General features: G+C 42.4%; 23 protein-coding genes. All 23 read left to right on the top strand.

Annotated elements, in window-relative coordinates:
- The first annotated feature begins 119 nt into the window (after positions 1-119).
- Positions 120-2,057, top strand: a complete 1,938-nt coding sequence (locus DOZ58_RS18695) for a hypothetical protein (protein WP_204355396.1) — start codon at positions 120-122, stop codon at positions 2,055-2,057.
- 10 nt (positions 2,058-2,067) lie between these two features.
- Entirely contained in the window at positions 2,068-2,529 is a 462-nt protein-coding gene (locus tag DOZ58_RS11205; RefSeq protein ID WP_111888362.1) for a hypothetical protein, read from the top strand.
- Entirely contained in the window at positions 2,526-3,035 is a 510-nt protein-coding gene (locus DOZ58_RS11200; RefSeq protein WP_111888361.1) for a type II secretion system protein, read from the top strand. Before DOZ58_RS11205 ends, DOZ58_RS11200 begins: the two co-directional genes overlap by 4 nt.
- A 71-nt stretch (positions 3,036-3,106) precedes the next feature.
- A complete protein-coding gene (locus tag DOZ58_RS11195; RefSeq protein WP_204355395.1) occupies positions 3,107-3,913 on the top strand; it encodes a prepilin-type N-terminal cleavage/methylation domain-containing protein in 807 nt (268 codons plus the stop codon).
- Between the two features lie 322 nt (positions 3,914-4,235).
- Positions 4,236-4,667: an arsenic metallochaperone ArsD family protein gene (locus tag DOZ58_RS11190; RefSeq protein ID WP_111888359.1), complete on the top strand. Its 432-nt coding sequence runs from the start codon at positions 4,236-4,238 to the stop codon at positions 4,665-4,667.
- A gap of 254 nt (positions 4,668-4,921) precedes the next feature.
- Positions 4,922-6,355, top strand: a complete 1,434-nt coding sequence (locus DOZ58_RS11185) for a nicotinate phosphoribosyltransferase (RefSeq protein ID WP_111888358.1) — start codon at positions 4,922-4,924, stop codon at positions 6,353-6,355.
- Positions 6,356-6,397: 42 nt separating this feature from the next.
- Positions 6,398-7,444: an L-threonylcarbamoyladenylate synthase gene (locus DOZ58_RS11180; protein ID WP_111888357.1), complete on the top strand. Its 1,047-nt coding sequence runs from the start codon at positions 6,398-6,400 to the stop codon at positions 7,442-7,444.
- Positions 7,445-7,459: 15 nt separating this feature from the next.
- Entirely contained in the window at positions 7,460-7,909 is a 450-nt protein-coding gene (gene rpiB, locus DOZ58_RS11175; RefSeq protein WP_111888356.1) for a ribose 5-phosphate isomerase B, read from the top strand.
- 176 nt (positions 7,910-8,085) lie between these two features.
- On the top strand, positions 8,086-8,421 hold the full coding sequence (locus DOZ58_RS11170) for an AtpZ/AtpI family protein (protein ID WP_111888355.1): 336 nt from the start codon (positions 8,086-8,088) through the stop codon (positions 8,419-8,421).
- Positions 8,396-8,809 carry an ATP synthase subunit I gene (locus DOZ58_RS11165; protein ID WP_111888354.1) on the top strand — a complete coding sequence of 138 codons (414 nt, stop codon included), beginning with the start codon at positions 8,396-8,398 and terminating at the stop codon, positions 8,807-8,809. Before DOZ58_RS11170 ends, DOZ58_RS11165 begins: the two co-directional genes overlap by 26 nt.
- Positions 8,810-8,874: 65 nt before the next feature.
- Positions 8,875-9,537, top strand: coding sequence for a F0F1 ATP synthase subunit A (atpB, locus tag DOZ58_RS11160; protein ID WP_111888353.1), 663 nt, complete (start codon positions 8,875-8,877; stop codon positions 9,535-9,537).
- Positions 9,538-9,558: 21 nt separating this feature from the next.
- Entirely contained in the window at positions 9,559-10,107 is a 549-nt protein-coding gene (atpE, locus tag DOZ58_RS11155; RefSeq protein WP_111888352.1) for an ATP synthase F0 subunit C, read from the top strand.
- A 44-nt stretch (positions 10,108-10,151) separates the two neighbouring features.
- On the top strand, positions 10,152-10,400 hold the full coding sequence (atpE, locus tag DOZ58_RS11150; protein ID WP_111888351.1) for an ATP synthase F0 subunit C: 249 nt from the start codon (positions 10,152-10,154) through the stop codon (positions 10,398-10,400).
- Between the two features lie 52 nt (positions 10,401-10,452).
- Positions 10,453-10,701 (top strand): ATP synthase F0 subunit C, encoded by a 249-nt coding sequence (gene atpE / locus DOZ58_RS11145; RefSeq protein ID WP_111888351.1) that lies wholly within the window; start codon positions 10,453-10,455, stop codon positions 10,699-10,701.
- 62 nt (positions 10,702-10,763) lie between these two features.
- Positions 10,764-11,270, top strand: coding sequence for a F0F1 ATP synthase subunit B (locus tag DOZ58_RS11140; RefSeq protein WP_111888350.1), 507 nt, complete (start codon positions 10,764-10,766; stop codon positions 11,268-11,270).
- A complete protein-coding gene (locus DOZ58_RS11135) occupies positions 11,267-11,809 on the top strand; it encodes a F0F1 ATP synthase subunit delta (RefSeq protein WP_111888349.1) in 543 nt (180 codons plus the stop codon). Before DOZ58_RS11140 ends, DOZ58_RS11135 begins: the two co-directional genes overlap by 4 nt.
- A gap of 16 nt (positions 11,810-11,825) precedes the next feature.
- A complete protein-coding gene (gene atpA / locus DOZ58_RS11130; RefSeq protein WP_111888348.1) occupies positions 11,826-13,334 on the top strand; it encodes a F0F1 ATP synthase subunit alpha in 1,509 nt (502 codons plus the stop codon).
- A 23-nt stretch (positions 13,335-13,357) separates the two neighbouring features.
- Positions 13,358-14,248 carry an ATP synthase F1 subunit gamma gene (gene atpG, locus DOZ58_RS11125; protein WP_111888347.1) on the top strand — a complete coding sequence of 297 codons (891 nt, stop codon included), beginning with the start codon at positions 13,358-13,360 and terminating at the stop codon, positions 14,246-14,248.
- A gap of 82 nt (positions 14,249-14,330) precedes the next feature.
- Positions 14,331-15,731: a F0F1 ATP synthase subunit beta gene (gene atpD / locus DOZ58_RS11120; RefSeq protein ID WP_111888346.1), complete on the top strand. Its 1,401-nt coding sequence runs from the start codon at positions 14,331-14,333 to the stop codon at positions 15,729-15,731.
- Between the two features lie 15 nt (positions 15,732-15,746).
- Positions 15,747-16,148 carry an ATP synthase F1 subunit epsilon gene (gene atpC / locus DOZ58_RS11115; RefSeq protein WP_111888345.1) on the top strand — a complete coding sequence of 134 codons (402 nt, stop codon included), beginning with the start codon at positions 15,747-15,749 and terminating at the stop codon, positions 16,146-16,148.
- A gap of 194 nt (positions 16,149-16,342) precedes the next feature.
- On the top strand, positions 16,343-17,674 hold the full coding sequence (locus DOZ58_RS11110) for a UDP-glucose/GDP-mannose dehydrogenase family protein (protein WP_111888344.1): 1,332 nt from the start codon (positions 16,343-16,345) through the stop codon (positions 17,672-17,674).
- A 1-nt stretch (position 17,675) separates the two neighbouring features.
- Positions 17,676-18,551 carry a UTP--glucose-1-phosphate uridylyltransferase GalU gene (gene galU / locus DOZ58_RS11105; protein ID WP_111888343.1) on the top strand — a complete coding sequence of 292 codons (876 nt, stop codon included), beginning with the start codon at positions 17,676-17,678 and terminating at the stop codon, positions 18,549-18,551.
- A gap of 74 nt (positions 18,552-18,625) precedes the next feature.
- Positions 18,626-20,329: a phospho-sugar mutase gene (locus tag DOZ58_RS11100; RefSeq protein ID WP_111888342.1), complete on the top strand. Its 1,704-nt coding sequence runs from the start codon at positions 18,626-18,628 to the stop codon at positions 20,327-20,329.
- Positions 20,330-20,334: the final 5 nt, after the last annotated feature.

Genomic DNA, 20,334 nt, shown 5'->3' with positions numbered 1-20,334 from the left:
TAATTATCGGTATGATTATCATGATCATGGTCGCCTCCCTGCTTGCGGTCGCTAACAGTGATTTTACTTTTACTCAGGAAACGGTTGAGAGCCGGCAGGCCTATATTGACGCCAAGTCGGTGATTGAGTATGGGAAGATTGAGATCGACAGCCGGATCAAAAACCTTAATGCAATCAACGTAGAACTTTATCAGAAATATCAGGACTATAAAACGGCAGTTGAATCAGAAAACTCTACCGAAGTGCTTCGTCTAAGAAATGACATTGATGCTCTGGAAGCACGGAGAGAAATTGCTTTTAATCGACTTAAGGCTTCATCTTCAATTCATGGAGATAAAAAAAATGTATCCGAAACGCTTTCGGAAAACACTAGTGCAGGAGAAAAGGTCGGTGAATTACAGGTCGAGGAAACAGGCAATCTGTTTAAATTCATGGTTGAGACAGAAAATTTAAGACGTAAGCTTGATTACACAATTTCTTTTTCCTATGATCCGGCTTCTAAGACTGAAACGCAAAATCCGGGAGGCTCAGAACCGGAAAAGCCGATTGATACCCCTGTTATTGGAAATTATGCAAAGGTTCAGATTAATGCAACTGGAAATGATAAATTAAAGGCCAATGTTCAAGGTCACGGAAATGATAAGGAAGATATTGACGAAAACGGAAAATTAGAATTAAATATTAGTTACCCGGCTAAAGATTTAGAAATTGAAAAAAAATTTGAATGGGTCAATGGAAGAACCCTTAATATGTTTGGGAAAAACATTCTTATTTCAGAAAAATTTCCGACTAAATTTACGGATAGTGATAGTTCAGTTTCGCATTTCAACATTACGGCTAGTGGTGAGATGAGATTTAAACAAGACTATTATCAAAAAAACAAAGGTTTAAATCAGTATAATGCGGATAAGGTGGTTTTTGAAAAAGATCTAAAAATTGGCGACAAAAGTGTCTTGGAGATAAGGTGTAAAACGCTCTTTATCAAGGGTGATCTAGAACTGGAGTCAGCAAATTCGCAACTAATTATCCATGCGGATAATATTGTAATCGCAGGAACTGTTAAGATGGCAAGTGGAACAACAATTGAAACTAATTGTGAGAACATCTGGATTGATAAAAACATACAGATTCTTGCCAGTAATTCTTTGTTTAACTGCAATAATCTAGAGTATTTTCAGTCGGGTGACATAAACGTGGGAAGTGGATCGGGAGTCCACCTGGCAGGAGCAGCTAATAGCCAGATTATGATAGGCAATATAACGACGCAGAGTTCAGGTGCAAAGCTAGAGTTTGAGAATATTAACTACCTGGAAACCGGGGATATGAATTTAGAAAACGCAACAGAATTGACAGTGACCGGTGCACAGGGCAAAAATAACAATGTCATGATCTGTGGTTATGTTAAACCACCTTCAATTTCAACCCATAGTTTAAAACTAAATATGACAAATTTAGCTTATTGCATATTTGATGGTTTAGAGTTAGATCAAAATTGTACGGCTTTGATCTCTTCAAATTTTGTTCGATTTAAAAACACCTATAAACAGTTTAATGGTGATGTTATAATCAAGGATGCGGATAATGTCGTATTTAATGGTGGGATATTTGATCTGGATGGAAATTGGAATAGCTACAAGCTTCGTATTGAATCAAATAATATCTATCTGGATGCCGACTCAATAAATATTCGACGTTTCAATACAGATGACTATCGTGGTTTTGTCTATCTGGGAAAAAGTGGTCAGGTGAATACAAACTTGTATCTGAAGCAGACGATCACTAATTGGTCAAAACCTATTGCAGCGGGCAAGTATAGTGGCATCAGTGGAGACTTTCCAAGAGTCGGGGTCGTGGAACCTTATCGGTGGCTTTATGATTTGATACCAACTGCTTACGTATCACCGAGTTGGTCCGATCCATCACCTGGCTCTGGAGGCAGTGGCTCAGGTGGTGGCTCTGGAAGTGGTTCGGGAACCGGAGGCGGTACCGGTGGAAGTTCCGTATCAGTAACAGAAGGAGCGGTCATTCTTTATCCAGCAACGGAAAAGTATTATTAAGGAGGACATCATGAAAAGGATAGTTAGAAACCAGACTGGTGTTACCCTGATAGAAACGGTGGCTACCACAGCTATTATTGCCATCATTCTGATCACTATTCTTGGTGCCCTTTTATATGGGCAGAAGATGGTGGTATTCAGCGATTCGAAAAACAATGAATCGGCTCAGGCTCAGGATTTGATTGATTCAATTATGACCCAATTGTCAGAGAATAAAGATCCGTCTAGTTTATCAACGGGGGATGCAATAAAAATGGCTAGTTTTGCAGACCCTAAAACAATATTAAACCCTCCGTCCGGAAAAGATTCTCGAAAGCAATATATTGTCGAAGAGGATAAAGTCCGAAAAATGGTCAATGAAAATCCTGTAGACTATCCTGTCTATACGATTCAAGTTCGGATTTATTATAATAATGATGAATCATATGTGGATCTAAAAGCCTATACTAAAAAGGGCGGTGTCACAGTATGAAAAAAATAGATCGCTTCAGATCAAAAAAAGGTTTCACGCTGATTGAAGTAATAGCAGGACTGCTCATCACCGGGATTCTGATGGTGGCGGTAATTTCTGTTTTCCTCATGTCACAAAAGATTTATACTCGTGGTGGTGATATTTCTTATAAACAAAAGAGTATTACGAATATAGAAACCGAATTGCAGAATGCTATAGCCACAGCAACTGATATTAAGATAGAGACAAGCAAGCCGGGTGTAGGGGCTTTTTACGGTATTGGTTTTAATGAAAAAGGCGAATGTGTTGAAGTGATTAATGGAGATGAATATAAAACTGATCAGATCACGGAGATTAGCTTCAGTGTTAGCAATGGTAATACCATGAATTACGAAATCGTACCGAAACATGAGATGTCTGTTTTAAAGGGTGGTATTGTAATGAACAATATCAAAGGCGCTATCCTAAACACCCAACTTAATGGTATCGATAAGAAAGGTTATCTTGTGATTACGCTGGTTAACTAAAAGTTTACTTCAATATTGAGATGCCTGTTAATAATAAATAGTCAAAGCGATGCGAAACAATGAGGTGTGTGATGAATAATAAAAAAGGCTTTACCTTGACCGAAATCATCGTCGTTCTGGTTATTTTAGCTGTTCTGGCAGCCTTTGCTATTCCGACGATGCTGGGCTTTGTCAGTCATTCACAGGAGTCTTTGTGCGACACCCAGCGCAAGGATATTGTTCGGCTCTTTGAAACCCAATCCCGGATTACGCCAGGCTTGAATATTAATGCTTTTACAGAAGAAAATTATGGCGACGAAGCTCATCTGTGCCCCAGAGGCGGTGTTTGTTATGGGTATTCCTACTATGAAAACGAGGATCACGCTGTGGGGGTAATGTACTGCTCAGAACACACAACGGTTGCTGATGGCAGACTTTATCTTGACACGCTAGTGCTTTTAGATAAGATTAAAGACATGTCAGACGAAGAAATACGAAAATATTTGGGGATCACGAATAGCAATTTTTCAAATGATACGTTTCGGGCAAAAATACTAAAAGAAAATGGTGGGGAGTGGGAATTAATGCCTCAGACGGTATTGAGTAAAACCACGTATCAAAAGAGTTCTTCAGATTTACGGGTACAGGCCTACTTTTTTGGAAATAATTGGAAAGAATCCATAATCTATTCCAATCCGGCTAAAGATACCACGGGGACGAATTTATGGGCAACGAATCTGGTTTTCAATCATGAAAACGGCAAATGGTATGAATATATTGTCAAACATCCTTTCAATGATAGTCGTGAAAGCTTCAGCATGACAAGTCTTAATCATATGACGTGGACATCTTTCAAAGAAGAACTTAACGATGCGGCCAAATGGCAAGTGGTTGAATAATGTCGTGTGCGTACCGGCCTCTCACTAATTAATTAACGTATAATCATCATCATTAACAACCTCAGTACCTCGCGCCGATCGGATTCGGCGATTAGTTAAAAAAATTGATGAAGCCCGGGACATCTGCTATAATAAAGATGTACAAAATAGAGAAGTGATTACAGTGAGGCTGACTAAATGAAAATCGAATCCATAAAAATAAAAAAATTACAAAATACTGCGAGATGTTGAAATTAAAAACATCCTTAATATGGCGGTTTTTCTCGGAGTAAATGGTTCGGGTAAATCAACCTTAAATAAAAAATAATCGTAGGAGGCAATAATGAAAAAAGTAGAAATATACGAACCAGCGGGCTGCGCCAGTGGCGTTTGCGACCCGATGATTGAAGCAGATTTGATTCGAATTGAGCGAATGGTAAAGGATTTACGAGAACGCGGTGTTTCGGTGTCGCGATATAACGTCATCGACGATATGCCGGCATTTATGGATAGCTTTGTGGTAAAGGAAGCTATTGCCACGAAAGGCATTGACTGTCTGCCAATTACGATTGTGGCGGGCAAAATTGAGATGTTGGGAAAATATCCAACAGATTTGGCTTTAGCAAAATGGGCGGGACTTCCCTGGAGTGATTTAGAAATTTATGCAGAGCGGGAAAAACGGGGCCAAACAGTTTTATTCGGGTTTTCTGATGAAGTCAAAAAAAGTGACTGTGATGACAGTGACTGCTCAGGTGATTGCGATAGCTGTAGTTGATTAGCAAAATTAATCGTAAAAAAATATGAAATGCGAGAGCATTTCTTTTTTTTGCCACAATTCACAGCAAGAATTTGTTATCGCGATTGTATATTTATTAACAAGGCGATTATTAGCAAACGAATTCAGTCGAAAAATGGATAAAAACGGGAAAAATCGGGAACAACATGCAAATATTTATATTGAAAAAGTTTGTATTTTACTCTAATAAAGTGGTAGAATAATATGCAATGTGAAAAGAAGGAGAATTTAGTATGCAATTTGACCGAAAGCTTCAGCTTGCAACGGATTTATACCAATTTACCATGGGAAATGTATACGTTCAAGATGGTAAGGAAAATGAAGAAGCCGTTTTTGATGTTTTTATTAGAAATAACCCGTTTCAGGGTGGTTATACAGTTGTTGCCGGGTTGGAACAGGTTGTTGAGTATATCAATGGGATCCGGTTTACACGGGAAGATACGGTATTACTAAAAAAGAATCATCCTGAATTTTCACCCATTTTTTTAACCTATCTGGAGAATTTTAAATTCGAAGGAGAAATATTTGCCATTCCGGAAGGCAGTATTGTATTTCCGATGGAACCGATTATTCGGGTCAAGGCGCCGCTGATTCAGGCCCAGATTGTGGAAACCACGATTCTCAGTATTATCAATCATCAAACCCTCATCGCCACCAAGGCATCCCGGATTATAGAAGAAGCCCGTGGGGATGTCGTCATGGAGTTTGGTTTGCGCCGGGCCCACGGAACAGAAGCCGGTTATTATGGCGCTCGAGCCGCTGTCATCGGTGGCTGTACCGGAACCAGTGTGGTGGAAACTGAAGCGATGCTTAATCGCCCGGCAATGGGAACCATGAGTCATAGTTTTATTTTAAGCTATGATACCGAACTGGAAGCCTTTGAGAAATATGTTAAGTACAATCCAGACAATGCCATCCTTTTAGTCGATACCTATAATACTCTGGAAAAAGGCGTCCCCAATGCCATTAAGGTGTTTAAAAAAGCGCTGGCTACGGGCGGGATTACCGGACGATATGGGATTCGAATTGATTCCGGCGATTTGGCTTATTTTAGCATTGAAGCCAGAAAAATGCTGGATGATGCGGGCCTTAAAGATGCCGGAATTGTGGCATCGTCAGATCTGGATGAACATCTGATCAAAGATTTAAAAAGTCAGGGCGCAAAAATTAATTCCTGGGGTGTCGGCACTAAGTTGATTACCGCCTATGATTGCCCTGCTTTGGGTGGCGTTTATAAATTGGCGGTGATTTCCGGCAAAGCAAAGTTAAAAGTTTCTAATGATCCGGAAAAGATCACCAACCCCGGATATAAGAAAGTTTTCCGTATTTATGGAAAAAGTAACGGGATGGCCCTGGCGGATTTAATTACACTGGCGGATGAAACCATTAATGAAGCGGAACCATTGACTATTTTTCATCCGGTTCATACCTGGAAAAAACGAATGATCACCGACTATTATATTCGGGAATTGTTGGTGCCGGTATTTATTGATGGAAGATGTGTGTATCAATCCCCGACGATCTCAGAAATTGGGCAGCACTTAAAAGATGAAAAGGAAAGTTTGTGGCCGGCATTTAAGCGGATGGTGAATCCCCACGGTTATCATGTCGATTTATCCCAAAATCTTTGGACCTTAAAACAACAATTGTTGAGTGACGCCGAATGAAAAACCGGTGTTAAAACGGATTAAGAATAATAGGAACAAATCATGAAAAGCAAAATAATAACGATCGAAAACATTAATGATGCGGCGTTAAGTGATTTAGAAACAGCCGCCGCTTTTATTAAGGCTGGCGGAACAGTTGTTTTTCCGACGGAAACGGTTTACGGATTGGGGGGAGATGCCTTCAATCCCCTGGCCATCAAAAAAATATTTGAAGCCAAGGGCCGGCCGGACGATAATCCGCTGATTGTTCACATCGCCAGTCTGGATGCAGTGGGGCCGTTGGTTGCCGCGATTCCTGAAAAGGCGGAACGATTGATGAAGGCTTTTTGGCCCGGTCCACTAACCATCGTCATGGAAAAGGCAGTTACAATTCCCGCTGTGGTGACGGGAGGCTTAAATACGGTTGGGGTAAGATTTCCGGATCACCCCATTGCCCAGGCATTTATCAAAATGGCTGGTTGCCCGATTGCCGCCCCCAGCGCCAATCGATCCGGCCGCCCCAGTCCGACGCAGGGAAAACATGTGCTTGAGGACCTGGATGGGCGGGTTGACGGTATTATTTTATCGTCCGATACCGAACTGGGTTTGGAATCGACGGTTATCGATATGACCGTCGAACCGCCGATGGTACTAAGGCCCGGGGATGTTACCCTGGCAGAACTCCGAGAGGTTTTAGGCCAGGTCGCAGTTTCCACCAATGTGACCCAAAATGTAGTGCCGGAAAAGATCGCGTCACCCGGGATGAAATACACCCACTATTCGCCCAAGGGGGATCTGGTCGTTGTTAAGGGAACGTCAGAAGAGATTTGCGAGAAAATCACCAGGGCACTTTCTCACTACAAGGGAAATCCCATGACGATTGGGGTATTGGCCAGCGATGAAACGATGGGGTGTTATCGGGAGGGCCTGATTATTTCGCTGGGAAGCCGAAATGATCCCAGGGAGATGTCAAAAAATCTTTTTTCCCGGCTCCGGACCTTTGATGAGCTTGGGGTTGAAAAGATCTATGCAGAGGATATTCCGCTGGATAATGAAACATTGGCCTTAATTAATCGGCTGTATAAAGCGGCTGGCTATACCTTTATATAACAGGAAGGAAGTATTATGAAAATTGCAATAGGTTCGGATCATGGCGGCTTGGGTTTAAAAGAAACCATTAAACCGTTTTTAATTGAGCAGGGTCATGAGGTCGTCGATTTTGGAACGGATACCGTTGATTCATGTGACTATCCCATTTATGGGGAACGAGTTGGCGAAGCGGTCAGCTTTGGTGACTGTGAACGGGGAATCGCGATCTGTGGAACCGGCTTAGGTATTTCCATGGCGGTTAACAAGGTGCCGGGAATACGGGCAGCATTATGTACCAATGAGTTTATGGCAGAAATGTCAAGAGAACACAATAATGCTAATGTATTGGTGTTGGGCGCCCGGGTTTTAGGAGAGGGCCTGGCCATGCGGATCGTTAAGATCTGGTTGGAAACGGCGTTTGCCGGAGGCCGTCATCAACGTCGTATTGATGGGATTACCGCGATCGAAAAAAAATATTCAAAATAACAAAAAAAGCGGATTGCTGTATATACACGTCTATCAAATTGTGATACTATATGTAAAAGATTTCACGAAAAAAGATAAATATTAGTCTTTTTAATGGAATTGTAGATTTATTAACAAACTAATTCACTAAAAAAGACAGATTCACGACAAAAAAATACTTATATATTGGAGTGGTGATGAAAAGAGGAAAGGAAAAGCCTTATAAATACCTGGCCATGATTTCTCAGATTGGGATCTCAGTGCTTGTCCCGGTGGGGATGATGATTGTGATTGGCAAGGTTCTTGATTTCTATTTTCATACGGGCAATCTGCTGGTAATTATTTTAGCGGTGGTGGGTGTTATGGCCGGTCTGAGAAACTTGTATGTGATTCCCCTGCGAATGAGTGAAAAGGCGCTAAAAAGAGACGCCGAGAACAAAACAGAGGAAGAAAAAGAACAGGATAAAAAACGTGCTCAAGAATACCGGGATCAGGTAAAAAGGGAAAATGATGAAAACGATAAAGATTTTTAAGAACCTATCTTTAGAAACAAAAATAATGGTTGATGGCGGATTCGTCTGCCTGGGATTAATGCTATTTGGTTTTTTGGCGAAAGAGCCACTTTTCTTTGTGTTAGGGGTTCTCTTTGGGGGCGCTTACAGCATCCTCAATTTCAGATTAATGCAATTAACTTTTGACAAGGCAATGAAAATGCCATCGGCGAGGGCTCAAAAATATGTTCAGACCAGATATTTTTTGAGATACCTATTAACCGGTGTTGTTATATATGTGGCAATTATTAATCCCTGGGTAAACATCGTCGGTGTGATCCTTGGTTTAGTTGCCGTGAAGATTTCAGTTTTAATCAATACAACAGTATCAAAAGCATCAAAAAAAAACGTCTTGATTAATAAGGCGTAAAAAATCCAAAAACACAATAGGCGGTTTAACAAACTAAAGCGCCTGGACAATGAGGTGAAAAAACAATGGAAGGCCCAAAAATTTACGGGGAGCTCTTTGGACTCCCAATTACGCAGACGCTTGTGAACACCTGGATAATCATGGCGATGATTCTGGTGGTATGTGCTATTTTAACAAAAAATATGCAAAAACGTCCAGGTAAAGCCCAAGTCATTGCTGAAACCATTGTCACGGCTATGGACAATTTGGTCGGACAAACGATGGGAAAAGATAAAATGGGATTTGCACCATACATGCTGGCGCTAATCATGTTTCTCGCGTTTTCGAACACGTCTGGAATCTATGGTCTGAGATCTCCGACAGCCGATTTAAACTGTACCGTTGGCCTGGCTTTGATGACATTTTTTATGACCCAGTTCTTTGGTCTAAAATCAAAAGGCCTGGGTGGGTACCTCAAGGGATACCTTGAGCCAATGCCATTCTTACTACCGATTAATATCATCGGAGAATTGGCAAACCCGGTTTCATTATCGTTCCGTCTTTTCGGAAACATGTTAGGTGGTTTAATCATCATGTCGTTGCTTTACACGGCGTTAACGGGATTTATGTTTTTCGCAGCAGTGATTCCGATTCCGTTCCATTTTTATTTTGATATTTTCTCTGGATTATTGCAAAGTTTTATCTTTACAATGTTAACCATGGTATTTATTTCAATGGCGATGGATTGATGAGAAAGGAGGGGGATAATTATGATTGGTGATATGAATATCGTAGAGTTCGTAATACAGTTTTTGAGTCAGTTTGAACCTATCGATGTTATTAAAAGCTTCTCCGCGCTTGGTATCGGCATTGCCATGGTTGCTGGAGTTGGTCCAGGGATCGGGCAAGGGTTTGCAGCTGGAAAAGGTGCCGAAGCGGTTGGAAAAAATCCGACCAAGTCCAACGATATCACAATGATCATGCTTTTAGGATCAGCGGTTGCAGAAACATCCGGTATTTTTTCATTAGTAATCGCATTGATTCTGTTATTTGCAAATCCATTTATTAATGCTACCGGCAGTATGTGGGTTTTGGCTGCTTCAGCCATGGCCAGCGGAATTGCGATGGTCGCAGGGATTGGACCGGGAACCGGTCAAGGTTTTGCAGCGGGAAAAGGTGCCGAAGCGGTTGGAAATCGACCGGAAATGAAGAGTTCGATTCTAAGGGTTATGCTGTTAGGACAGGCGGTTGCTCAAACAACTGGTATTTACGCATTGATTGTGGCGTTAATTTTAATGTATGCAAATCCGTTCTTATAGAAGATCGGTTTTGTGTGTTAACTTAAAAGGAGGAAAACATAATTATGGAAGGTATCGATTTAATTAAAGCGTTTTCGGCTGTTGGAGCTGGCATCGCCATGATCGCCGGGGTAGGACCTGGGATTGGTCAGGGATTTGCAGCCGGTAAAGGTGCTGAAGCCGTTGGCCGTCAGCCGGAAGCTCAAAGTGACATTGTCAGAACCATGCTTTTAGGAGCAGCGGTCGCTGAGACTACCGGTATTTATGGGTTGATTGTGGCGTTAATCTTATTATTTGCAAACCCATTTATTTAATACACACAAAAAAAATAAAATTATCAATTGATAAAAGGAGGAACGTATACAAATGGAAGGTATCGATTTAATTAAAGCATTTTCAGCTGTTGGAGCTGGTATCGCAATGATCGCCGGGGTAGGACCTGGGATTGGTCAGGGATTTGCAGCCGGTAAAGGCGCCGAAGCAGTTGGCCGTCAGCCAGAAGCACAAAGTGATATCGTTAGAACCATGCTTTTAGGGGCAGCAGTTGCTGAAACAACAGGGATCTACGGTTTGATCGTGGCACTGATCTTACTCTTTGCTAATCCCTTTATTTAGATAGGTGATTTTGTAATGAAATACTTCAAAGCAGATGAATTTAGAAAGGGGGATATAACATTATGATTGAATACGCTGGCTTAGTTGGAATAGACTTAATGGTTTTATTGGCAACGGTCGTAAACTTTATTATTTTCTTTTTAATCTTGAAACATTTCTTTTATGAAAAAGTTAAAGATATTCTTGCCAAAAGACAAGATGATATTTCTGCTGAAATCGCAGGAGCGAGTGAAAAAAATGCTGAAGCTGCAAAGCTGAAGCAGGAATATGAAGGTTTACTGGCTGATATCCGTTTGAAAGAGCGGGAAATTATCCGGGATGCAAATGTGGAAGCGCAGGCTCAAAAACACGAGATCATCGAAAAAGCGCATGAGGATGCGAAATTAGTCATCGAAAAAGCGATGCAGGAAATTGAACTCGAAAAACGCAAGGCAATGAACGAAGTAAAATCTAACATTGTCGACCTTTCGCTCTTTGCGGCGGAAAAAATAATTCACGAATCCATGGATCAAAAACAACACGAAAAAATGATTTTGGACTTTATCGATAAGGTAGGGGAAGCTAAATGAGTTTAGTTGCAAGAAAATATGCCCATGCTCTATTTCTGGTGGCTGATGAGCACAATCAGATTGAAGAAATACTTGCAGATTTTACCGGTGTTGTTGATTTGGTTCGATCAGAAAAGAATCTGCTGAATCTCATCTTAACACCATCATTGAATAGCGATGAAAAAAAAGGGATTTTACTGCGCGTGTTCGAAACTGTTTCTAGTCAGTATGTTAAGAATTACTTGAAGATTCTTGTGGACAAAGGTCGATTTGAAAATATTTTTGAAATTTATGATGACTTTAAAGCTCAGTGTAACGAGCATAGAGGTTTAGTTGAAGCCCGGGTATTGACTGTTGTACCCCTGGACGAAGCCCTTCGGATTGCGCTAGAAGAAAATCTGGCAAAGCGCTTTAGTAAAAAAGTGATTCTAGAAAATGTCATTGATGCATCAATTTTAGGCGGCGCTGTGGTTTATGTTGGGGGCCAGGTTATTGACGGGAGTATCAGAAATCAGTTAGATCAAATGAAAACACAAATGAATAGTTTAAGACTACAATAAAAAGAGGTGAGTAAAGTTGAATCTCCGACCAGAGGAAATAAGTCAAATTATTAAAAATGAAATTGAGCGTTATGAAGATAAGCTTGAAGTCGTCGATGTCGGTACGGTCATTCAAGTTGGAGACGGGGTTGCCCGTGTTCATGGTCTTGAAAATGCTATGGCAGGCGAGCTTTTAGCTTTCCCTAACGAGGTTTACGGGATGGTACTCAATCTTGAAGAAGACAATGTTGGTTGTGTTCTTCTTGGTTATGATGATGACATCGTTGAAGGTGATATCGTTCGGTGTACCGGTCGTATTGTGGAAGTACCAGTCGGCGACGCCATGATTGGCCGAGTTGTTAATGCGTTGGGTTTTCCAATTGATGGGAAAGGCCCGATTAACACAGATTTCCGTCGTCCCGTTGAAGTTAAAGCACCGGGTGTTATTGAACGTGAATCAGTTAATCAGCCGATTCAAACCGGGTATAAAGCGATTGATTCGATGATCCCCATCGGACGTGGACAACGTGAGTTGATCATTGGTGACAGACAAACCGGGAAAACAGCATTAGCAATTGATACCATCATTAACCAAAAAGGTGAAGATGTTATCTGTATTTATGTCGCCATTGGCCAAAAAGAATCAACCGTTGCCCAGATCGTTGGACAATTGGAAGAAAATAATGCTATGGACTATACCATTATTCTTTCAGCTGGGGCTGCCCAATTGGCACCACTGCAATATTTAGCACCATACGCTGGAGTTACCATGGCTGAATATTTCATGAATGAACAACAAAAAGATGTGCTGATTATTTATGATGATTTATCAAAACATGCGGTGGCTTATCGAGCCATGTCCTTGATCCTTCGTCGTCCGCCAGGTCGTGAAGCTTATCCAGGGGATGTTTTCTATTTGCATTCACGACTTCTTGAACGTGCGGCTAAGCTTAAAGCAGGTGGATCCATTACTGCGCTGCCAATCATTGAAACCCAGGCAGGTGACGTTTCGGCCTATATCCCAACAAATGTAATCTCGATTACAGATGGTCAGATCTTCCTTGAAGGTGAACTTTTCCGTTCTGGTATACGTCCAGCAGTTAACCCTGGTATCTCGGTATCCCGAGTTGGGGGATCCGCGCAGATTAAAGCCATGAAAAAGGTTGCCGGACCGCTTCGTATTGAGTATGCTCAGTATCGGGAGTTGGCATCTTTTGCCCAGTTTGGATCAGATCTTGACGATGCGACCAAAGCCCAGTTGGCTAAAGGCGAACGGATCGTTGAAATCCTGAAACAGGATCAATATGACCCGATGAAAGTTGAAGAACAGGTATTGATTCTTTTTGCGGCAACGAACGGCTTCCTGCTCGACGTTGAAGTAAAAAATATCCGTGAATTTGAAAAAGGTCTAATGAAATATGCTCAAAAGAATTACCCTGAAATTATGATCAAGGTTAAAGGGAAGGACGGCCTTTCAGATGAGGTTGTCGCAGCTTTTGGAGAATGTATTGAGGCTTATAAAAAAGTTTTCAGTAAATCTGTATAGATTGTCAGCGGAGGTGATTTCGAGTGGCAGAAAATGTACAAGATATTAAACGTCGGATAAAAAGTGTAAACAGTACCAAGCAAATCACCCATGCCATGGAATTGGTGGCTTCAGCAAAGTTGCGAAAAAGTCGTGAGCTTGCCGAAGGCCGTCGCCCTTATTTTGAGGCCATGATTGAAAGTATGGGACGCATTGTCGAGAAAAGCGGAAATACACGAAATATCTACATGAAGCAGCGTGAAGTCAAAAAAGTTGCCTATATCGTCATAACTGGGGATAAAGGATTAGCCGGCGGCTATAATGTGAATGTTGCCAAATTGGTTGAAGATCATGTTGCCAATAAAGAAGATGCTGTTATTTATACGGTGGGTTCCCGTGGCCGCGATCATTTCAGAAACCGTTATTATGACATCCAGGGTGAATATCTTGGAATTTCCGAACGACCCACGTTTTTTAATGCAAAAGAAATCACAGGGGTTGTAATGGAAGGTTTTAAAAATGGCGATTATGATGAAGTATATATAGCCTATACTAAATTTGTTTCAACAATCGCTCAGCATGCACAGTTGATGAAACTGCTTCCGATTAGTGCTGAAGACTTAAAACCGGAAGAAAAAGACGGAGCGGGAGAAGTGGCCGTGATCGATTCAGAATTGACGATTATGGCTTATGAACCGGAACCGGAAGAACTGCTCGGTCTTTTGATTCCCAATTTTGTCAGTAGTACGGTTTATGGTTCAATGATCGAAAGTGCTGCCAGTGAACAAGGGGCCCGTCGAACTGCGATGGAATCGGCGACGACTAATGCTAATGAGATGATTGATGGTTTAACACTTAAATACAACCGTGTCCGTCAGGCGGCGATTACTCAGGAAATTTCTGAAATTGTCGGCGGAGCGGAAGCACTGAGATAAAAATGCATAAAGCAGGATCACAATTCCTGCCGGGACAGAAAATTATGAGTGCAAATTAATTTGCACAAGGAGGTTATAGGGAATGGCCCAAAATATAGGGAAGGTTGTTCAGGTTATTGGTCCAGTTGTCGATATCAAATTTCAAAAAGACAAACTGCCAAAATTGAACAATGCTGTAAATATTGAACTCAATGGACATACCCTGGTAGTTGAGGTAGCTCAACAACTTGGGGATGATATTGTCAGATGTATTGCGATGGACTCGACAGATGGTCTGGTTAGGAACCAGGAAGCTGTGGATACCGGAGCAGCGATTCAAGTGCCAGTAGGGAAAGCAACCCTTGGCAGAATGTTTAACGTTTTGGGTGAACCCATTGATGGGAAACCCTTTGATACAACCGGTGTGACCATGCACCCAATCCATCGTCATCCACCAAGTTTTGAAGAACAACAAACACAACCAGAAATGTTTGAAACCGGAATCAAGGTTGTTGACTTGATCTGTCCTTACGTTCGCGGAGGTAAAATTGGTCTCTTCGGTGGTGCCGGTGTTGGTAAGACTGTACTAATTCAGGAATTAATTAATAATATTGCAACCCAGCATGGTGGTTTATCTGTTTTTGCTGGTGTTGGTGAACGTACTCGTGAAGGAAATGACCTTTACTACGAAATGATGGAGTCTGGGGTTATCGATAAAACATCCCTTTGTTTTGGTCAGATGAATGAACCGCCAGGAGCCAGAATGCGTATTGCTCTGGCCGGTCTGACCATGGCTGAATATTTCCGGGACGATGAAGGTCAGGACGTTCTGCTGTTCATCGATAATATTTTTAGATTTACCCAGGCGGGTTCTGAAGTGTCGGCACTGCTTGGCCGGATGCCGAGTGCGGTTGGTTACCAACCGACCCTGGCGACCGAAATGGGTGCGTTGCAGGAACGGATTACATCCACCAGCAAGGGATCAATTACATCGGTTCAGGCTGTTTATGTACCTGCCGATGACTTAACGGACCCTGCGCCTGCGACGACCTTTGCCCATCTGGATGCCACCACGGTACTTAACCGGGCGATTACAGAAAAAGGTATTTATCCCGCGGTGGATCCACTGGATTCGACGTCGCGTATTCTTGATCCCAAAATAGTAGGTCAGGAACACTACGAAACAGCCCGTGAAGTTCAGGAAATTTTACAACGGTATAAAGAATTACAGGATATTATTGCCATTTTGGGGATGGACGAATTGTCTGACGCCGATAAAGTGACAGTAACCCGGGCCCGTAAAATTGAACGTTTCCTTTCTCAGCCGTTTCATGTTGCAGAACAATTTACCGGTACATCGGGTGTATATGTAACAATTGGTGAAACCATTAAGGGCTTCAAAGAAATCCTTGAAGGAAAACATGATGATTTACCAGAGAATGCCTTCTTATTGGTGGGAACCATTGAAGATGCAATTGTAAAAGCAAAAAAAATTAAAGGTTAGTTGAGGTGAGTTTTAATGGCTGAAACGTTCAGATTAAAAATCATTGCTCCGACTGGGATTTTTTTTGACGATGATATTGAGCGTATTGTCATCCGGGGATCAGAAGGTGAATTGGCTGTGCTGGCAGAGCATACACCGCTGACTACCACCGTGGCTATTGGTACCTTTAATATTATTTTTGCGGATAAGAAGAAAAAATGCGGCACCCTTTTAGGAGGCGTTGCCACCATTAATCCCAGAGAGACGATTATTTTAACCGATGCGGCTGAATGGCCGGAAGAAATTGATCTTAAACGGGCAGAAGAAGCAAAAGAACGGGCACTTAAGCGTATTCAAGATGAGAAATACGATACCGCCCGAGCTCAAGTTGCCTTGAAAAGAGCAATTGCGCGTATTAATACAAAAAAAGAATTATAACAAAAAGAAAGCCGGGATTCGTCTAGAATCTCGGCTTTCTTTTTGTGCTTTTATCGGGTTGCTAGTTTTAAAGACCCTTGTTCTGTGCTATAATTTAAGTTGAAAAATAAGAATTTTATTTGTCAATCGATGAAGCAAAAAATCAAATAAAGAGTATCGTCAATAAAAAAACCATCGTAAACGGAGGATAAGGAATGAATATTTGTATTATCGGACTGGGCATTCTGGGAATTACCTATGGTTCTGTTTTATCAGATTCGGACGTCAATATTAGCTGCATTGACACAGATGAAGAAACAATCGATATGCTTAATGAAGGCGAATTGCCTGTTTATGAGCCAGGGTTAAAGGCGTTGGTTTCGACTTCAGTATCGACTGGCCGATTGTGTTTTAGTTCAAATATTCGAAACGCCATCAAAAAAAGCGAAATCATTTTTATTACCTGTGAAGTGCCGACGGACGAACGTGATTTTCCCGATCTCCGGTTTATGAAACCGATAGCCCAAAGCATCGGTAGTCATATGGAGTCCTATGTAACAGTGGTAATTAAGTCAACTGTTCCCCCCGGCACCTGTCAAATCATACAACAAACCATTAAAAAAGCCCTGGACGATCGGGAGGTCGAGATTCCCTTTGATGTCATCAGTAATCCGGATTTTGCCCGAAAGGGTTCCATGATCAAGGATTGTCTGGTGCCGGATATGGTTGTGATCGGATCGGATTCTCTGGAGGCGGTAGAACGCTTAAAAAGGCTATATGATACCCTTCACGTCAGAGAAGAAAATTATGTAATTACCGATCCTCAAAGTGCGGAAATGATTAAATACGGGGTGAATGCCTTTCTGGCGACGAAACTTTCCTTTATCAATGAGTTGGCTTTACTTTGTGAGAATGCCAATGCCAATATCATTGACGTTTCCAATGGTATGGGCCGGGACGAGCGGATTGGGCCAGGCTTTTTAGAAGCGGGTCCCGGCTATGGTGGCAGTGACTTACCCAAAGATTCGAAGGCTCTCGTTGAAATTGCTAGAGCCTATGGCGAGGACTTCATGGTGCTCAAGGGTGCAATTCTCGCCAATGAAAAACAAAAGAACAAAATGGTGGAGAAAATCAAAAGGGTTTTGGGTAACCTGGAAGGAAAAACAATTGGCGTTTTAGGTCTTTCTTACAAACCGGAAACCACCGACATGCGGGAAGCGCCGTCGATTAATATCGTTAAGGGCCTGGTTACTGGTGGCGCTAAAATAAGAATTTACTGTCCCGAAGGAAGCCAGGAAGCCAAGTGGCGATTACACAACGAAAAGGATGAAATTACCTACTGTCATGATGTCTATGATGCCGCCGAGAAAGCTGATGCCCTGGTACTCATCACCAGCTGGCGGGAATTTAAAGGAATAGATCATGAGCGGGTTTTGAGCGTCATGAAGGATCGCTTTTTCTTTGACTTCAGAAATCTGTTTGGTGAAGATCCGCCAAAAGGCTTTGTTTATTCAGGTCTGGGGATTCCAGAAAAGGAGATAAAATAAGATGAAAAAAGTGCGTAAAGCAGTTATTCCGGCAGCAGGACTGGGCACCCGGTTTTTACCGATCACCAAGTCGATACCCAAAGAAATGCTACCGATTGTGGATAAACCCACGATCCAATATATTATTGAAGAAATTGTTGCATCGGGCATTGAAGAAATATTGATTATCAATGGACGGAATAAAGAAAGCCTCATCAACCATTTTGATCAGGTGCCAGAACTGGAAGCGTTGTTAAAAGCTGGGGGGAAAACCGCAGCGCTAGAGCAAGTCGAAGCGATTACGAACATGGCAAAAATCTTTTCAGTGCGTCAAAAAGAAGCCAAAGGTTTGGGACATGCGGTGCTTTGCGCCAAAGAATTTGTGGGGGACGAACCCTTTGCAGTGGTACTGGGGGATGATATTGTTTATAATGATAGAAACCCGGCACTCAAACAAATGGTTGACATCTATAATACTTATGGGGCGTCAGTCATCGGAGTACAACAGGTCGCTTTGGACCAGGTCAATAAATATGGCATCGTTTCCGGAGATGCTGTTGGGAATCGGGTCTATCAGGTCAATGATCTGATTGAAAAACCGGCCATCGGTACAGCGCCATCGACCATGGCAATTTTAGGGCGGTACATCATCACCCCGGGAATATTTGAGGTGCTAGAGCACACCGGTAAGGGCGCCGGAGGGGAAATTCAACTCACTGACGGGCTCAAAACCCTGGCAACCATCGAAAAAATGTTTGCCTATGATTTTATTGGTAAACGTTACGATGTGGGCGACAAGCTTGGCTTTCTACAGGCTACCGTTGAGTATGGTTTGCGGGATGACAAGCTGGGGAGTGACTTTAAAATGTACTTAGAAAGCGTGTTAAACACGAAATAAACAGCCAAGGCTAATCGTTAGGGGCGGTTTGATTATGTGTGATCACCCCAAAAGGGTTGGAGAAAGGGAAACTAATGGATTATAAAAAAGCATATAAAAACTGGCTAGACCAGCCGGAACTGGATCGTGAACTCCGGTCGGAGCTGGAAGCCATTACCGATGAAAAAGAAATTGAAGATCGCTTTTACACCGATTTGGAATTTGGAACCGGCGGAATGCGGGGGAAAATGGGCACCGGCAATAATCGGATGAATATTTATACCGTTGCAAAGGTAACCTATGGATTAGGGAAATATCTGCTCCGTCAGGACATTCAGAATTGGGAAAAGGGTGTGGTCATTGCCTACGACTCGCGGCATAACTCCCGAAAATTTGCCGAATCAGCAGCAGGAGTACTGGGTAAAATGGGCGTTGTGGCCTATCTTTTTGAAGAGTTACGGCCGACTCCGGAACTGTCTTTTGCAGTGCGGGAATTAAAAGCCGCTGGTGGTATTGTTATTACTGCATCCCATAATCCCAAAGAATACAACGGCTATAAGGTTTATGGGCCGGACGGTGGGCAGATGGTAACGGCTTCAGCAGATGCTTTAATCGCAGAAATCGGGAAAATTCAGGATGTTTTTGATATTCCGATAATGTCTTTGGCGGAAGGCCTCAATCAGAAAATTATCATGATGGTGGGCGAAAAAATGGACAATGCCTTTACAGATGCCGTTGCTGCCATTTGTTACCCTAGTCCAGATAGTGAACTAAAGGTGGTCTATACGCCGCTTCATGGAGCCGGAAACACCCCAGTTCGTCGGGTATTAACAGAGCTGGGTTATCAGCAGGTATTTGTTGTTCCTGAACAGGAGTTGCCGGATGGTGACTTTACTACTGCTCCTTACCCAAATCCCGAAGATCCGGCGGTATTTTCGTTGGCAATAGCACTGGCCGAAGAAAAAAATGCGGATATCATTATTGGAACCGATCCCGATGGCGATCGGGTGGGAGTGGTTGGCCGGAATCCCCAAGGCGCGTTTGAGATTCTCACCGGCAATCAAACCGGTGCTTTACTGGTCGATTATTACCTGAAAACACGAAAAAGTCTGCCTGAGAATAAGGTTGTCATTAAAACAATTGTTACCAGTGAACTGGGCGGGATTGTGGCAAAATCGCATGGCGCGGCAGTACTTGATGTGCTGACCGGCTTTAAATATATTGGCGAATGCATGACCGATTTTGAGAAAACCGGCGACTACACCTTTGCCTTTGGATATGAAGAGAGTTACGGCTATCTGGCGGGAAACTATGCCCGGGATAAGGACGCCGTTGTAGCATCGGCTCTCATTTGTGAGATGACGGCTTATTATAAGAAACAGGGGAAGACACTTTACGAAGCTCTGAACGCTTTATATGAGAAACATGGTTATTTCATTGAAGATGTGGTCGCCTTGACGCTTGAGGGGATTGAGGGAAAAATGAAAATCACCGAAATCATGGAAAAGTTCCGAAAGGTCAGTTTCCCCGGTTTTGCAGATGCCAAGCTGATCGCCTTTAATGATTATCAAGCGGGAGTGAGCAATGATGTGGTTTCAGGGAAAAAAGCTGAAATTGATCTGCCTCGATCGAATGTGCTGAAATTTGTTTTTGATGATTACTCCTGGTTTGCCTTGCGCCCCTCGGGGACAGAACCAAAGCTTAAAGTTTACTTCTCGGTAACCGGAAAAACCGGCGATGAGGCAGTGGCAAAAAAAGAATTGTTAAAAAAACAGGTAACCGCTTTAATCGAAGTTTAGAAAAA

Source organism: Acetobacterium sp. KB-1 (genome assembly GCF_003260995.1).
GTDB lineage: Bacteria > Bacillota > Clostridia > Eubacteriales > Eubacteriaceae > Acetobacterium > Acetobacterium carbinolicum.
This window is presented reverse-complemented; position numbering and strand designations above follow the sequence as displayed.

Excerpts from the sequence above, each read along its gene's own strand:
- galU (WP_111888343.1), top strand. The coding sequence starts at position 17,676 with ATGAAAAAAGTGCGTAAAGCAGTTATTCCGGCAGCAGGACTGGGCACC.
- DOZ58_RS11110 (WP_111888344.1), top strand. The coding sequence starts at position 16,343 with ATGAATATTTGTATTATCGGACTGGGCATTCTGGGAATTACCTATGGT.
- DOZ58_RS11200 (WP_111888361.1), top strand. The coding sequence starts at position 2,526 with ATGAAAAAAATAGATCGCTTCAGATCAAAAAAAGGTTTCACGCTGATT.
- DOZ58_RS11190 (WP_111888359.1), top strand. The coding sequence starts at position 4,236 with ATGAAAAAAGTAGAAATATACGAACCAGCGGGCTGCGCCAGTGGCGTT.
- DOZ58_RS11180 (WP_111888357.1), top strand. The coding sequence starts at position 6,398 with ATGAAAAGCAAAATAATAACGATCGAAAACATTAATGATGCGGCGTTA.
- atpE (WP_111888351.1), top strand. The coding sequence starts at position 10,453 with ATGGAAGGTATCGATTTAATTAAAGCATTTTCAGCTGTTGGAGCTGGT.
- DOZ58_RS11185 (WP_111888358.1), top strand. The coding sequence starts at position 4,922 with ATGCAATTTGACCGAAAGCTTCAGCTTGCAACGGATTTATACCAATTT.
- atpB (WP_111888353.1), top strand. The coding sequence starts at position 8,875 with ATGGAAGGCCCAAAAATTTACGGGGAGCTCTTTGGACTCCCAATTACG.
- atpD (WP_111888346.1), top strand. The coding sequence starts at position 14,331 with ATGGCCCAAAATATAGGGAAGGTTGTTCAGGTTATTGGTCCAGTTGTC.
- DOZ58_RS11100 (WP_111888342.1), top strand. The coding sequence starts at position 18,626 with ATGGATTATAAAAAAGCATATAAAAACTGGCTAGACCAGCCGGAACTG.
- DOZ58_RS11170 (WP_111888355.1), top strand. The coding sequence starts at position 8,086 with ATGAAAAGAGGAAAGGAAAAGCCTTATAAATACCTGGCCATGATTTCT.
- DOZ58_RS11205 (WP_111888362.1), top strand. The coding sequence starts at position 2,068 with ATGAAAAGGATAGTTAGAAACCAGACTGGTGTTACCCTGATAGAAACG.
- DOZ58_RS11140 (WP_111888350.1), top strand. The coding sequence starts at position 10,764 with ATGATTGAATACGCTGGCTTAGTTGGAATAGACTTAATGGTTTTATTG.
- atpE (WP_111888352.1), top strand. The coding sequence starts at position 9,559 with ATGATTGGTGATATGAATATCGTAGAGTTCGTAATACAGTTTTTGAGT.
- DOZ58_RS11135 (WP_111888349.1), top strand. The coding sequence starts at position 11,267 with ATGAGTTTAGTTGCAAGAAAATATGCCCATGCTCTATTTCTGGTGGCT.
- atpE (WP_111888351.1), top strand. The coding sequence starts at position 10,152 with ATGGAAGGTATCGATTTAATTAAAGCGTTTTCGGCTGTTGGAGCTGGC.
- rpiB (WP_111888356.1), top strand. The coding sequence starts at position 7,460 with ATGAAAATTGCAATAGGTTCGGATCATGGCGGCTTGGGTTTAAAAGAA.
- DOZ58_RS11165 (WP_111888354.1), top strand. The coding sequence starts at position 8,396 with ATGATGAAAACGATAAAGATTTTTAAGAACCTATCTTTAGAAACAAAA.
- DOZ58_RS11195 (WP_204355395.1), top strand. The coding sequence starts at position 3,107 with ATGAATAATAAAAAAGGCTTTACCTTGACCGAAATCATCGTCGTTCTG.
- atpC (WP_111888345.1), top strand. The coding sequence starts at position 15,747 with ATGGCTGAAACGTTCAGATTAAAAATCATTGCTCCGACTGGGATTTTT.